At 72.9% G+C, this 14,757-nt stretch carries 10 protein-coding genes; 7 read left to right on the top strand and 3 right to left on the bottom strand.

Features of this window, described 5'->3' with window-relative positions:
- Nucleotides 1-203 precede the first annotated feature (203 nt).
- From ACFVYI_RS33895 to ACFVYI_RS33880, 4 genes are all read left to right on the top strand, one after another.
- Nucleotides 204-1,196: a malate dehydrogenase gene (locus tag ACFVYI_RS33895; RefSeq protein WP_387892683.1), complete on the top strand. Its 993-nt coding sequence runs from the start codon at nt 204-206 to the stop codon at nt 1,194-1,196.
- A 102-nt stretch (nt 1,197-1,298) separates the two neighbouring features.
- Entirely contained in the window at nt 1,299-2,621 is a 1,323-nt protein-coding gene (locus ACFVYI_RS33890) for a hemolysin family protein (protein WP_387892681.1), read from the top strand.
- Nucleotides 2,622-2,651: 30 nt separating this feature from the next.
- Nucleotides 2,652-3,692 (top strand): tryptophan--tRNA ligase, encoded by a 1,041-nt coding sequence (trpS, locus tag ACFVYI_RS33885; RefSeq protein WP_387892679.1) that lies wholly within the window; start codon nt 2,652-2,654, stop codon nt 3,690-3,692.
- A 116-nt stretch (nt 3,693-3,808) separates the two neighbouring features.
- Nucleotides 3,809-4,297, top strand: coding sequence for a 2'-5' RNA ligase family protein (locus ACFVYI_RS33880; protein ID WP_387892677.1), 489 nt, complete (start codon nt 3,809-3,811; stop codon nt 4,295-4,297).
- A gap of 37 nt (nt 4,298-4,334) precedes the next feature.
- On the opposite strand, the gene ACFVYI_RS33875 is transcribed toward ACFVYI_RS33880, so the two are convergent.
- Nucleotides 4,335-6,848, bottom strand: coding sequence for a CDP-glycerol glycerophosphotransferase family protein (locus ACFVYI_RS33875; RefSeq protein ID WP_387892676.1), 2,514 nt, complete (start codon nt 6,846-6,848; stop codon nt 4,335-4,337).
- A gap of 274 nt (nt 6,849-7,122) precedes the next feature.
- Nucleotides 7,123-10,695, bottom strand: coding sequence for a CDP-glycerol glycerophosphotransferase family protein (locus tag ACFVYI_RS33870; protein ID WP_387892674.1), 3,573 nt, complete (start codon nt 10,693-10,695; stop codon nt 7,123-7,125).
- A gap of 187 nt (nt 10,696-10,882) precedes the next feature.
- Here ACFVYI_RS33870 and ACFVYI_RS33865 point away from each other — a divergent pair, with 187 nt between their 5' ends.
- Nucleotides 10,883-11,881 (top strand): glycosyltransferase family 2 protein, encoded by a 999-nt coding sequence (locus tag ACFVYI_RS33865; protein WP_387892672.1) that lies wholly within the window; start codon nt 10,883-10,885, stop codon nt 11,879-11,881.
- 116 nt (nt 11,882-11,997) lie between these two features.
- Nucleotides 11,998-13,050: a YihY/virulence factor BrkB family protein gene (locus ACFVYI_RS33860; protein WP_387892670.1), complete on the top strand. Its 1,053-nt coding sequence runs from the start codon at nt 11,998-12,000 to the stop codon at nt 13,048-13,050.
- Between the two features lie 31 nt (nt 13,051-13,081).
- Here the strand turns inward: ACFVYI_RS33860 and ACFVYI_RS33855 are convergent, their stop codons facing one another.
- The gene (locus ACFVYI_RS33855) at nt 13,082-14,290 is read right to left on the bottom strand and encodes a D-alanyl-D-alanine carboxypeptidase family protein (protein ID WP_387892668.1); all 1,209 of its coding nucleotides are present in this window, start codon (nt 14,288-14,290) and stop codon (nt 13,082-13,084) included.
- Nucleotides 14,291-14,432: 142 nt separating this feature from the next.
- Between ACFVYI_RS33855 and ACFVYI_RS33850 the strand changes: the two genes are divergently transcribed.
- A complete protein-coding gene (locus ACFVYI_RS33850; protein WP_387892666.1) occupies nt 14,433-14,690 on the top strand; it encodes an SCO4848 family membrane protein in 258 nt (85 codons plus the stop codon).
- The last annotated feature ends 67 nt before the right edge of the window (nt 14,691-14,757 follow it).

Raw genomic sequence — 14,757 nt, 5'->3', positions numbered from 1 at the left:
ACCGTCCGAGCCGTCCGACCGGCCCCCGCCCCGCACCGGGCGGGGGCCGTCATCGTCTGTGACCAATCAGCCACGACCGAACCCGCGGCGTACGCTTCGCTTTGCGATAACCTGACGCCGGTCTCTCGACGTCGAGAGATCATCCTCGGCTCCAGTGCGCCGGTGTGCCTGGGGCACCTGGCGATTTGCTGGAGAAGGTAGAAATGACCCGCACCCCCGTCAACGTCACCATCACCGGAGCGGCCGGCCAGATCGGCTACGCGCTGCTCTTCCGCATCGCCTCGGGCCACCTGCTCGGCGCCGACGTGCCGGTGAACCTGCGCCTCCTGGAGATCCCGCAGGGCCTGAAGGCCGCCGAGGGCACCGCGATGGAGCTTGTCGACTGCGCCTTCCCGCTGCTGCGCGACATCAAGATCACCGCCAACGCCGACGAGGCCTTCGACGGCGCCAACGTCGCCCTGCTGGTCGGCGCCCGTCCGCGCACCGCGGGCATGGAGCGCGGTGACCTGCTGCAGGCCAACGGCGGCATCTTCGGTCCGCAGGGCAAGGCCATCAACGACCACGCCGCGGACGACATCAAGGTCCTGGTCGTCGGCAACCCGGCCAACACCAACGCCCTGATCGCCCAGCGCAACGCCCCGGACGTGCCGGCCGAGCGCTTCACCGCGATGACCCGCCTGGACCACAACCGCGCGCTCGGCCAGCTGGCCCTCAAGACCGGCGCCGCCGTGTCGGAGATCAAGAAGGTCACCATCTGGGGCAACCACTCGGCGACCCAGTACCCGGACATCTTCCAGGCCGAGATCGCCGGCAAGCCGGCCTTCGAGGCCGTCGGCGCCGACCAGTCCTGGCTGGAGGGCGACTTCATCCCGACCGTCGCCAAGCGCGGCGCGGCGATCATCGAGGCCCGTGGCGCGTCCTCGGCCGCCTCGGCCGCCAACGCCGCCATCGACCACGTGTACACCTGGGTCAACGGCACCGCCGAGGGCGACTGGACCTCCATGGGCGTCGTCTCCGACGGCTCCTACGGCGTCCCGGCCGGCCTGATCTCCTCCTTCCCGGTCACCACCAAGGACGGCAAGTTCGAGATCGTCCAGGGCCTGGAGATCTCCGACTTCTCCCGCGGCCGCATCGACGCCTCGGTCCAGGAGCTGGTCGAGGAGCGCGACGCGGTCACCGAGCTCGGCCTCATCTGAGCCGTCCGGGCCCGACGTCCGGGCCCGACCCCGGCAGGACCTTCGACGGCCCGCCGCCTCCTTCACCGGAGGCGGCGGGCCGTCGCCCTACACTGACCCGCTGTGAACGAAACCCTGGAGGACGCGGCCCTCGTCCTCGTCTTCATCATGTTGGGTGGCCTGTTCAACGTCGCCGAGATCTCGCTGATCTCGCTGCGCGAGGGCCAGATCAGGTCGCTGGAGGCGCGCGGTACCCGGCGCGCGGCGCGGGCCGCACACCTGGCCGCCGACCCGAACCGCTTCCTGGCCGCCGTGCAGGTCGGGGTGACCTGCATGGGCTTCCTCTCCGCCGCCTTCGGCGCGGACACCCTGGCCGGCAAGGCGGCGCCGCTGTTCGTCCGGGCCGGACTCTCCGAGGGCGTCGCCGACGCGCTCGCCCTGGTCGGCCTCACCCTGCTGATCAGCTACGCCTCGCTGGTGCTCGGCGAACTCACCCCCAAGCGGATCGGCCTCCAGCGCGCCGACTCCATCGCCGTCCTCGCCGCCCCCGTGGTGGACGTGATGTCGGTGGCGCTGCGGCCGGTGATCTGGCTGCTCGGCCACTCCACCAACCTGATGGTCCGCCTGCTCGGCGGCGACCCGGCGGCCGGGCGCGGCTCGATGAGCTCCGAGGAGCTCCGCGGCCTGGTCGCGACCAACACCGAACTCGGCAGTGACGAACGGGCGTTGATCGCCGATGTGTTCGCCGCCGGGGAGCGCCAGCTGCGCGAGGTGATGGTCCCGCGCACCGAGGTGACCTTCCTCGACGCCGAACGCCCGCTCGCCGAGGTCCGCGAGCAGGCGGACTCCTCGCCGCACTCGCGCTATCCGGTGGTCGAGGGCAGCTACGACGCGGTCACCGGCTTCGTCCACGTCCGCGACCTGTACGGCGCCCGCGGCGAGCAGGCGGTGAAGGTGCGCGACCTGGCCCGCCCGATCAAGCTGCTGCCCGCCACCCTGCGGGTGCTGGCGGCGATGGGCGAGATGCGCCGCGAGGGCCACCACCTGGCCATCGTGGTGGACGAGTACGGCGGCACCGCCGGCATCGTCACCCTGGAGGACCTGGTCGAGGAGGTGATCGGCGAGATCCGCGACGAGTACGACTCCCAGGAGCCGAGCACCACCCGCCGGCTGGCCGGCGGCGGCATGGAGCTGGACGGCCTGCTGAACCTCGGCGACTTCACCGAGGAGACCGGCGTCACCCTGCCGGAGGGCCCGTACGAGACGGTGGCCGGCTGTCTGGTGGCGGCGCTCGGCCGGCTGCCCGTCGACGGTGACCAGGTCAGGATCCCGATCGGGGCCGAGGAGGTGCGGCTGACGGTGACGAAGCTGGAGGGCCGGCGGATCGCCCGGGTCGGGGTGAGTGCGGTCACACTGGCGGAACCTGCGGGGGAAGAGGTTTCCTGACCGGTCGGTGGAACTGGAACAATGGCCCGCATGGTCAACGCAGCGGTCACTGGTCCGGTCAAGGACCGTCCCCGGGTGCTCTCCGGCATCCAGCCCACCTCCGGCTCGTTCCACCTCGGCAACTACCTCGGTGCCGTCCGCCAGTGGGTCGATCTCCAGGAGGCCAACGACGCCTTCTACATGGTGGTCGACCTGCACGCGATCACCGTGGAGCAGGATCCGGCGACGCTGCGCCAGAACACCCGGATCTCCGCCGCCCAGCTGCTCGGTGCGGGCCTGGACCCGGAGCGCTGCACCCTGTTCATCCAGTCCCACGTGCCCGAGCACGCGCAGCTCGGCTGGGTGATGAACTGCCTCACCGGCTTCGGCGAGGCCGCCCGGATGACCCAGTTCAAGGACAAGTCCGCCAAGCAGGGCAGTGACCGCACCTCGGTCGGCCTGTTCACCTACCCGGTCCTGCAGATCGCCGACATCCTGCTCTACCAGGCGGACGCGGTGCCGGTCGGCGAGGACCAGCGCCAGCACCTGGAGCTCACCCGGGACCTCGCGGAGCGGTTCAACACCCGGTACAGCCCGACCTTCACCATGCCCAAGCCGTACATCCTCAAGGAGACGGCGAAGATCCTGGACCTCCAGGACCCGTCCGCCAAGATGAGCAAATCCGCCTCCTCGGCCAAGGGTCTGGTCAACCTGCTCGACGAGCCGAAGGCGAGCGCCAAGAAGTTCAAGAGCGCCGTCACCGACACCGGCACCGTCGTCTCCTACGACGAGGAGGAGAAGGCCGGCGTCTCCAACCTGCTGCGCATCCACTCCGCGCTCAGCGGTCAGTCGATCGAGCAGCTGGTCGCGCACTTCGAGGGCCGGATGTACGGCGCCCTGAAGACCGAGCTGGCCGAGCTGTTCACCGAGTGGGTGACGCCCTTCCAGGAGCGCACCCGCACCTTCCTGGACGACCCGGCCGAGCTGGACCGGGTGCTGGCGATCGGTGCGGAGAAGGCCCGCGCGGTGGCGTCGCAGACGCTGGAGACGGTGTACGACCGGATCGGCTTCCTCCAGGCCGCCAAGCGGTGACGCCGCCGACGAGCCTGCCCGATGGTGGCGGCAGCGACTCGCCCTTCGCCTCCGGGCGCCCGGCCCCGGCGCGCTCCTCGGCCGGGGGCGGCGAGGTCGTCACCATCGGCGTGTCCGTGAGCGTTCCGGATCCGTACGGCTCGGCGATCCAGGACGCGCGGGCCGGGTACGGCGATCCGCTGGCCCGGTCGATACCCACGCACGTCACCCTGCTGCCGCCGACCGAGGTGGCGGCGGCCGAACTGCCGAAGATCGAGGAGCACCTGGCGGCGGTGGCCCGGACGCACCGCCCGTTCCGGATGCTGCTGCGCGGCAGCGGTACGTTCCGCCCGGTCTCGCCGGTGGTCTTCGTCCGGGTCGAGGAGGGCGCCCAGGAGTGCCGGCTGCTGGAGGCGGACATTCGCTCCGGCCCGCTGGCCCGGGAGCTGGCCTTCCCGTACCACCCGCACGTCACGGTGGCGCACGGGCTGTCCGAGGACGCGCTGGACCAGGCGTACGAGCAGTCCCGCGGCTTCCGGGCGTCCTTCGCGGTGCCGGGCTTCGGCCTCTCCCGGTTCGACGTCGACGAGGTCTGGCGCCCCTGGCGCTCCTACACCTTCGCCTGACCCGCGCCGGAGCACCGGGCCCCGCGCCGCCGCCGGGTCACGTCGTCTCCCGGGCGCCCGCCAGGCCGAGGTCGAGCATCCGGTCGACCACCCGGCGGGCGGCGCCGCCGTCCTCCAGCCCGCAGTGCGTCGCACGGAAGGCGCGGTAGCGCTCCCGGTGCCCGGCCGGCGGGCCGGCGCCGTCGTCGGCGAGACCGCGCAGTGCGTCGAGCAGTGCGGCCGAGGTGCGGACGAGCGGGCCGGGGGCCTGCGCCTCGAAGTCGAAGGAGAAGCCGCGCAGCGTGTCGCGGTAGTGCTCCAGGTCGTAGGTGAAGAAGAGCACCGGGCGGCCGGTGATCGCGAAGTCGAACATGATCGACGAGTAGTCGGTGACCAACACGTCCGCGATCAGGAGCAGTTCCTGCACGTCGGGGTAGTCCCCGCAGTCGACCACGAAGCCGTCCCCGGCGCCGGGCAGCGGCTCGCGGACGTGCGCGTGCGGGCGGATCAGCAGGACGTGGTCGCGGCCGAGGGCGCGCCGGGCGTGGGCGAGGTCGATCCGCAGGTCGAGCCGGAACCCGTCGCCGCCGCCGCGCTGCTGGTCCTCGCGCCAGGTCGGGGCGTAGAGCACGACGCGCCGGCCGTCGGGGATGCCGAGCCGGCGGCGGACGGCCGCGGCCCGCCCGGTGTCCGGCCGGGCCAGCACGTCGTTGCGGGGGTAGCCGGACTCCAGGATCTCGCCGCCGTAGCGGAACGCCCGGCGCAGGATCGGGGTCGCGAACGGGCTGGGGGAGAGCAGCAGGCTCCACTGCGGGGTCTCCCGGTCGAGCGCCTCCAGGTAGCCGTGGTCGGCGAGCCAGGGGTTCTCGACGTCGTGCGCGATCCGCTTGAGCAGCGAGCCGTGCCAGGTCTGGACGACCACCTGGCCGGCCCGGCGGGCCAGGAAGTCGGGGAAGTGCGTGTTGCCGACCAGGTAGCGGCTGGTGGCCAGCGCGCGGTACCACTCGGGGCTCCAGATCCGCACCGCGCGGACTCCGGCGGGCAGCTCCGCCTGGGCGTCGTCGACCACCCAGAGGTGCTCCAACGGCTCACCGCGCCGGGCGAGTTCGGCATGCAGGGCGCGCGGTGAGTCGGCGTACCCGCGGCCGCCGAACACGTCGTACAGCACGGCCTCGCGCAGCGGCTCCCGGCGGGCGGCCGGGTAGGCGCCGGCGCGCTGGCGGGCCTGCGTCCAGGCGCTGCGCTCGGCGGGGGAGAGGACGGGGGTGGAGTCCACCAGCAGGGTGTCGTGCCAGCGCCGTTGGAGCAGGATCCGCTTTCCGCCGGCCCCGGTGGCGGCGGGCAGCGCGGGGAGCGCCGCGGGGGCGGCGATCAGCGGCCGCGGCGGTCCGGACCGGCCGGCCGGGTGCAGCGAGGCCTCCCAGACGCCCTTGCGCAGGGGCAGTGCGGTGCCGTCGGAGCCGGTGCGGGTGGCGGGCAGCCGGACCAGGAAGCGGCCGTCCGCACCGCGGTCGACCGGGTGGCGGACCTCGCCGGCGGTCCCGGTGTGCCGCAGGACGAGTTCGAGCGGACCGCTGCCCGGGCAGTGTCCGGTGAGTTCGAAGCCGCCGGCCCGGACGGCGATCCGCTCGACGTAGCCGGCGGCGGGCTGGACGCAGAGCTGGAGCCGGCCGTCGGCCAGGTGCTTCAGGTAGAGCGCCCGGTCCGGGGCGCCGGGCAGGGCGTGCTGGCCGGCCACCGGGCCGCCCCGCTCGTCCAGGGTGAGCTGCTCGGTGGAGCCGTCCGGGCGCAGCAGTTCGGCGTCCCAGTGCTCCAGGTGTCCGGTGCCGCGCCCGTTGGCGGTGAACGGCCGGTACGGCAGGTGGAGGGCGAAGGTGTTGCCGGTCCGGGCGACCGGCCGCAGCAGGACGGCGTCGCTCTCCCGGTGGCGCAGCCGCAGCGCGGTGCCGGGCGGGCAGTGCTCGGCGGTGCCGCGCAGGTCGAGGCCGTCCGGGGCGGGGGCGGCGTGGGTGAGCCGGACGCCGGGGCGTTCGAGCCGCAGCCGCAGCCGGCCGTCGGCGAAGTGCGGTTGGAGGCGGACGTCGTGGTCGACCCAGCGGGCCGGCGGGTACTCGCCGGAGCCGCACCAGTGCGGGGCGAGGGCGCCGTACTGGCGGCGCAGCCGGGTGGGCCGGGGGCGGGTGAAGAGGGTCGCCCCGATCCGCCAGTCGCCGAGCAGCCACTGTTCGCCGCGCCGGAGCCGGCGCGGTTCGACCAGGGCGGTGAAGCCGGACCAGTCGTGGTTGTGGTCGGGCTGGGCGCTGTCGTCGGTGACCTCGGGCAGCCGGCGCGGCCGGGACCGCAGATGGACGGGCGGTTCGTCGTCGTCGCGGAGCAGGGTCAGCCAGGTCCAGGCGGACCCGGGGCGGGCGGTGTCCAGGTCGTCGGGGCGGGCGAAACCGGTGAGTTCGAGGCCGCGGGCCGTCCAGCGGGCGCGCAGCAGGCCGAAGGCGACGCCCTCGTCGGCGGACGGCAGGTGGTCGTGCGTGTCGGGGGCGGCGTGCGGGAGGACGAACCGCGTGAGGACAGGCATGGGGTGGCCCTTCGGAACGGGATCCCGATCCATGGCGGTGGTCCGGGGGCCCTTCGTGCCGAGGGGGAGCGGACGGGGGCCGATTCGATATCGAATACCGAAATGACACCCGGGGTCAACTGAACGGTCTGGTGAAATTGATGAGAAATTCGTTCGCGAAACATGCGTTCGACTGCAATGTTCACGCAAAGGACAGATTCCGCTCGGACAACTCCCAGAAAACGCGAAGGCGCCCGACGCGGAATTCGCGTCGGGCGCCTTCGGGCGGCGCCGGTCACTGCTGGCGGAGCATCCCGTCCACCACGCGGGCCGCGGCCTGGCCGTCGTCCAGGTCGCAGTACGCCTCGCGGAACGCCGTGTACTTCTCGGCGTACTCACCGGTCAGCTCGTCCACCCGGCCCAGGGCGGCGACGAGCTCCTCGGAGGTGGCCAGCAGCGGGCCGGGCACCTCCGCCTCGTAGTCGAAGCTGAAGCCGCGCAGGTTGTCTCGGTAGTGCTCCAGGTCGTGCGTGAAGAACAGCACGGGCTTGCCGGTCGCGGCGAAGTCGAACAGGGTCGCCGAGTAGTCGGTGACCAGGACGTCCGCGATCAGCAGCAGCTCGGCCATGTCGGGGTAGCTGCCGACGTCCCAGACGTAGCCGTTGCCGGCGTCGGGGATCTGGCCGCACATCACGCTGTGCCGGCGGACCAGCAGCACCTGGTCGTCGCCGAGCGCCGCCTTGGCCGCCTCCAGGTCGATCCGCAGGTCGATCTGGTAGCCGCCGTTCGGCCGGCGGCGGTCCTCACGGAAGGTCGGCGCGTAGAGCACGACCTTCTTGCCCTCGGGCAGGCCGAGCCGCTCGCGGACCTGCTCGGCGGTCTTCTCCCGGTCCGGGGCGAACAGCAGGTCGTTGCGCGGCGCGCCGCTCTCCAGGATCTCGCCCTTGAAATCGAACGCGCGGCGCAGCACCGGTGCCGACCAGCTGTTGCCGGCCACCAGCATGCTCCAGTTCGGGACCTCCTTGGCGACGCCCTTCAGGTAGTTGGCGTCGGTGAACCAGACCTTCTCGAAGTCGTACCCGATCTGCTTCAGGGGGGTGCCGTGCCAGGTCTGCACGACCACCTGGCCGGGGCGGCGGACGAAGAAGTCCGGCAGGTGCGCGCTGGTCACGATGTACTTGGCGGTGGCCAGCGTCTCGAACCACTCGGGGCTCCAGAGCCGGATCGCGCCCGCCGTCTGCGGCAGTTCGGCCTGCAGGTCGTCGCTGCCCCACAGGTGCTCCAGCGGCAGGCCGCGGCGGACCAGCTCCTCGTGGATCGCCCGCGGCGAGTCCGCGTAGAGGCCGCCGAGCGCGACGTTGTAGAGCACGGTGTCGCGCAGCGGGAGCCGGCGGGCCGACGGGTAGTCGGTGGTGCGCAGCTGGCGCTGGCGGTAGCCGCTGCGCTCCTCGGGCAGCAGCGCGGAGTGCGACTCCAGCGAGAGGCCGTCGTAGTGGCGGCGCTCCAGCACGATCCGCTTGCCGCGCGACTCCACCTCCAGCGGCAGGGCGCCGAAGCACCCCGGCGCGATCAGCGCGTACCGGGTCGCGAGCGTGTCGACCGGCTCGCCGAGCGGGCGGAAGAAGACGTCCCAGGTGCCCTGCGCGAGCGGCACCCGGCCGGCGAAGGAGGCCGTCGGCACCGCCGGCAGCGCGGCCCGGAACCCGCCGTCCGCGATCTCCACGGGGTAGACGTGCTCCTCCTCGCGCCAGTTGTGCCGCACGACCAGCTCCCAGCGGTGCGTGCCGGCCAGCGGGAAGGTGCCGGTGAGCAGGAAGCCGTCCGCGCCGCGCGAGGCGACCTCGGTGACCACCGGCTGCAGCAGCTGGTCGGAGAGCTGGAGGTAGCCGCCGGGGGAGGGCTTCGAGTACAGCGCGCGGCGCTCGTCGACCGGGGCGTCCGGGTTCAGCGCCAGGTGCAGCTGCTCGGGCGCGTTGCGGTCGTCCCAGGCCACCGACACGGTGCTGCCGTCGGCGAGCAGTATGGCGGTGTCCCAGCGGTCCCGGGCCCGCTCCGGGGCGATCGGGTCGAGCTCGGCCCAGGCCTCGCGGACGGCGGTCAGCTCGTCGACCGGGCAGGACACGGTGAACGGCTGGAGCGTGCCGACCGGGGCGGTGAGCTCAAGCGGGTACACCAGCTCGCGGTCCGACTCGACGTGGGTCAGCTTGAAGCGGGCCCCGGCGAGGTTCGGGCCGGAACGGGCCGCGCCGGAGACCTCCAGCCGGCCGTCCCGCACGGCCAGCCCGGTCACCCGGGTCCGGACCGTCTCCACCCGCAGGTAGACGCTGCCGTCGCGGACCCACGGCACGATCCGGACGTCCGGCTCGACCCAGTGCGCGGGGAGGTACTGGGCGGTGTCGCTCCAGCCCGCCCAGATCCGGCCCTTGTAGACGCCGCCCTTGCCGGCGCCGGCCACCAGGACGCGCCAGTTGCCGTCCTTCCACTGGCCCCGGTGCTTGAGCCGCTTGGGGTCGATGGCGGCGGTGAAGCCGGCCCAGTCGCAGTTGTAGAGGTCGTGGTGGCAGCTGGCGGTGGCCTCCGGGCTGTACTGCGTCCTGGTCGGCACGGCCAGCACGCGGCGGCCCTTGGCCTCGCGCAGCACCAGCACCCGGACCATGTCGTGCCGGTTCTCGGCACCCATCTGCTCCGGGTACGCGTGCCCGGTCAGGTGGAGCTTGCCGCCCTCCCAGGCCGACTCGTACAGCCGGCTGCGCATCACCAGCGAGTTGTCGAGCTTGAGGATGCCGGCCGGCACGCTCTTGCGCCCGCCGCGCAGGAACGGGTAGTCGGCGTACGGGCGCAGCAGGCCGCGGGCGGCGACGCCGCCGTTGCTCTCGCCCTCGTACTTGATCTGCTCGACGAACTCGTCGATCCGGCCCGCCAGGGTCAGGTGGTACTTCAGCCGCAGCGGCGCGCGCAGCTTGCGGACCTGCTCGGGGCCGATCGCCCGGAGCAGCCGGCTGACGTTCTTCTGGTAGGCGTCCCGGTACTCCTTGTCGCCGTCCACGACGGACCAGAAGAACATCGGGATCTCCTCGACGAGGGTGTTCTCGTCGTAGGAGTGCAGGTACTCGGCGAAGCGCGGGTCGGTCTGCTTCTTCAGCCAGGTGCGGACCAGCTCCACCGAGGTGACGCGGTCGACCAGGCCCTTGGGGTTGGTGCGCATCTGCGTGATCGACATCTCGCCGACCTCGCGCTCGCGCCAGTGGTAGATCGGCTCGGAGAGCACGTCCACGCTCGTGGCGAGGTAGTGGTGCGGCACGCTGACCGGGGCGTCCTCGTACAGGATGCCCTCGGGGTAGAGGATGCCGGCCGCGTCGAAGAAGGAGCGGCGGTACACCTTGTTCCACGCCGTGCGGTCGGTGACCAGCGCGGGGATCTCGGTGATGTGGGTCTTGAGCCTGGTCTCCTTGAACGGCCGCGAGTGCCCGCCGGACTGGTAGTAGCCCACCGCGCGGAACCGCAGCACGTTGCCGGTGGCGAAGTCCGAGCCGGTCTCGTCGAGCGTGTTGATCATCAGCTCGTAGGCGCTCGGCGGCATCGAGTCGTCGGAGTCGACGAAGCAGAGGAACTCGGCGTCCGGGTCGATGTGCCGGATGCCGGTGTTGCGGGCCGCGCCGAGGCCCTTGTTCACCTGGCGGACCAGCCGGAACCGGGAGTCCTTGGCGGCGTACGCCTCGGCGAGCGCCGCGCTGCCGTCCTTCGAACCGTCGTCGACCATGACGCACTCGAAGTCCGTGAAGGTCTGGGCGGCGATCGAGTCGAGGCATTCCACGAGGTAACGCTCGACGTTGTAGATCGGAACGACGATGGAGAGGCGGGGAGCCATCGGCTACGCAGGCCTTTCTTGGGAAGGAGCGTGGCAGCCCGGTGGGGTCTGGCCGCACTTTGAACCGGTGCGCACGTGCCCGACGATCCTACCGTCCGGCTCCGGGGGGTCCCCGGGGTCTCCGGGCCGCCGCGGCCGCCCCGGGCACGGTGGGTCCGGCCGGGCGGGGGGCCACTACTCTGTGCCCATGCCCCGCTTCAGCGTCATCGTCCCCGTTCACAAGGTCGAGGAGTACCTCCCCGAGTGCCTCGACTCGGTGCTCGGCCAGAGCGGCCCGGACTTCGAACTGATCGCGGTGGACGACCGCTCCCCGGACGGCTGCGGCGCGATCCTCGACCAGGCCGCCGCCCGCGACCCGCGGGTACGGGTGCTGCACCTGGCGGAGAACGTCGGCCTCGGCCGGGCCCGCAACGCCGGCCTGGCGGTCGCCACCGGCGACTACGTGATCTTCCTGGACAGCGACGACACACTGACCCCCGGCCTGCTCAAGGCCGTCGACGACCGGCTGGCGACCGGCGGCGACCCGGACGTCCTGGTCTACGACTACGCCCGCACCTACGCCGACGGCCGGATCACCCGGGCCGCCTCGGCGCACGTCTTCGGCGCCGACTCCCCGGACGTCTTCGACCTCGACCGCCGCCCCGACCTGCTGGACCTGCTGCAGGTGGTCTGGAACAAGGCCTACCGCCGCGGCTTCATCGCCGAGCAGGGCCTCACCTTCCCCGCGGGCTACTACGAGGACACCCCCTGGACCTACCCGGCGCTGCTCGCCGCGGCGAGCATCACCCTGCTCGACCAGGTCGGCGTGCACTACCGCCAGCGCCAGGAGGGCGGCAACATCCTCGCCACCGCCTCCCGCAAGCACTTCGACGTCTTCGCCCAGTACGACCTGGTCTTCGCCTTCCTGGACGGCCGCCCCGACCTCGACCGCTGGCGCCCGGTGGTCTACGGCCGGATGCTGCACCACCTCAACACCGTGGTCTCCAAGCCCGGCCGGGTTCCGCCCGCCGACCGCCGCGCGTACTTCCGCCGGGCCGCCGAGCACTGCGCCCGGCTGCGCCCGGCCGGCTACACGCCGCCCGCCGGGGCGCAGGGCGTGCGCACCGAGCTGCTGAGCCACGGCCGCTACGGCGCCTACCGGACCGTGCGCGTGCTGGCCCGGGCCCGTCGGCTGCTGAAGCGCTGACCCCGCCGCCGGCCCGTCGCACGGCCGGCCCCGCAGGCCCCGACGGCGCCCCCGACCCCCTTGCCGCCCGCCGAGCCTGACGGCCGTTCGGGCGAACGGCCGGTATAACCGGACAGGTGGACTTCCTCACCCGCCTCCCGGTCATCGGCCCGCTCGTGGCGTGGGTCCTGCGCAGCCGCCCGTACCGCGCCTACGAGCACTTCACCGCCGCGCGCGGCAACCGGCTGGCCGGCGCGGTCACCTTCTTCGGCTTCCTGGCGCTCTTCCCGCTGCTCACCGTGGCGCTGGCGATCGCGGTCGCCACCCTGACCGACTCCCGGGTCGACGAGATCCAGAAGCACATCTCCGACCAGCTGCCGGGGATCTCGGACGCGCTCAACCTGCCCTCGCTGGTGGCCAACGCCGGGGCCGTCGGACTGGTCAGCGGCGTGCTGCTGCTGATCTCCGGCCTCGGCTGGGTGGACACCATGCGCACCTCGATCCGGGACGTCTGGCAGCTGCCCGAGGAGGAGGGCAACCCCGTCCTGCGCAAGGTCTGGGACTGCGTGGTGCTGGGCGGCCTCGGCCTGGTCTCGCTCTTCTCGCTGGCGGCCTCGGCCGCCGGGACGACGCTGGCCGGCCGGATCGCCGGCTGGATCGGCCTCGGGACGGGCGGGCCCGGCGGCTATCTGCTGACCGGCGTCGGCCTGCTGATCGCGGTCGCCTCCGACATGGTGCTCTTCGCCTACCTGCTGGCGCCCTTCCCCCGGATCGGCGGCCAGCACCGGCGGGACGTGCTGCGGGGCGCGCTGATCGGCGGGGTCGGCTTCGAGCTGCTGAAGATCCTGCTCGCCTCCTACCTCGGCTCGGTCGCCGGGAAGAGCCTCTACGGGGCCTTCGGCGTCCCGGTGGCGCTGCTGCTCTGGATCAACTTCGTCTCCCGGCTGCTGATGTACTGCGTCGCCTGGACGGCGACGGCCGATCCGGCCGCCGCCCGGGACCGGGCCCGCGAGCGCGCCGCGGCCATGGTGGAGGCCGCGGACGAGGCCGAGGCGGCGGAGGAGGCGGCGGAGCGCGTCGGCGACGCGGGCGGCAAGGGCGGCAAGGGCGGCAAGGGCGGCAAGGGCGGCAATGGTGGCAACGGCGAGGACGGCGGGGACGGCGAGCGGAAGGCCCGGCCCCAGGAGTGAGGCCGGGCCCGGCGGGCGGGGCGGTGCCGGTTCAGGAGGGCCGGCGCCGCCGCAGCAGGAACAGCGCACCGGCGCCGCCCACCGCGAGGGCGAGCCCGATCCCCACCCAGCCGACCGGGCCGAGCCCGTCGCCCTCGCCGCCGTCGCCGCCCGGTGCGGCCTGGGCGGGCGCCGTGGCGGCCGGCGACGGGTGGGGCGGCGGCGCGGGCGCACCGGCGGTGCCGCCCGCCTGCCCGGTCGGCGTCGGCTCACCGGCCGGTGCCTCGTCCACCAGCCGGCCCACCGGCGTGACCTTGTCGGCGGCCGCGAACCCCCAGTCCAGCAACGCCGCCGTCTCGTCGTAGACCTTCTGGTACGTCGACGGGTGCATCACCGTCACCAGCAGCGTGCGGCCGTTCCGTTCGGCGGCGCCGACGAAGGTCGAGCCGGCCTCGGTGGTGAAACCGTTCTTCACGCCGATCAGGCCCGGGTACTTGCCGAGCAGCCGGTCGGTGTTGGCGATCCCGAAGCTGCCCCGCTGGCCGGTGTTCTTGTCCACCGCGCCGGGGAACACGGCGTCCCGGGTGGCGCAGTACATCCGGAAGTCGGGATTGCGCAGCCCGGCCCGGGCGAACAGGGTCAGGTCGTAGGCCGAGGAGACCTGGCCGTCCATGTCGTAGCCGTCCGGCGAGATCACCGTGGTGTCCCGGGCCTGCAGCGCGTTCGCGCGGGCCTGCATCTCGGTGACGGTCTGCTGGATCCCGCCGTTCATGTGCGACAGGACGTGCACCGCGTCGTTGCCGGAGCTGAGGAACACCCCGCGCCAGAGGTCCTCGACCTTGTACTCCAGGTCCTCCTTGATGCCGACCAGGCTGCTGCCGGCACCGATCCCCTGGATCTCGGCGTCCGCGACCTTGTGCACCAGGTTGCGGTCGAACTTGGGCAGCACGGTGTCCGCGAAGAGGATCTTCAGGGTGCTGGCCGGCGCGAGCCGGCGATGCGGATTGCTGGCCGCCAGCACCTCCCCCGACGCCGCGTCGGCGACTATCCAGGACTGCCCGGTGAGATCCCCCGGCAGGGCCGGCGCACCGGCCAGCGGGGCCACCTGGACACCCGAGAGCCCCAGCCGCTCGCCGCCGATCGCGGCCGGCGGGGGAGGCGGCTCGTGCGGGGCCGCGACGGCCGCCGGGGCGGCGAGGAGGACGGGGAGCGCCGCGGCGTACGCGGCGAGCAGGTGTGCGAGCTTACGGCGTGTGGGCACCAGCAGACCGTACCCAGTCCGGGGCTCCGCCGTCCGCCCCTCCGGGCCCGTCCTCCGCAGGAGGGGGCCGCCGTACGCCGAACGGACGCCCGCGCATACTGGAGCCGCACACCATCTTCACGTCAGCCGCCGAGGACCGTCCATGAAGCTCAGCCGCCGCACCTCCTGGTTCCTGACCGCCTTCGGCGTCTGGTCCATGATCATCTGGATCACCTTCGTCAAGAACCTCTGGAAGGACTCGGGCGGCCAGGCCTTCACCGACGGCGACCACGCGCAGCCGACCGCCTTCTTCTGGATCCACCTCCTGCTCGCCGTGACCTCCTTCGTCCTCGGCGTCGCCGTCGGCGCGGTGGGCGTCCGCGGCCTGCGCGCGACCCGCCGCGAGCCCGTCGCCGACTGATCGGCCGCTCCTGTTGCCGAACGGCATGCGAGGAGGCCCCGCCCGATCATCGGATCGGGCGGGGCCT

Origin of the sequence: Kitasatospora sp. NPDC058218, assembly GCF_042882445.1 — a bacterium.
In the GTDB taxonomy this organism is placed as follows: domain Bacteria; phylum Actinomycetota; class Actinomycetes; order Streptomycetales; family Streptomycetaceae; genus Kitasatospora.
Note: the sequence above shows the minus strand (reverse complement) of the source record. Positions and strands in the feature narration are given on the sequence as shown.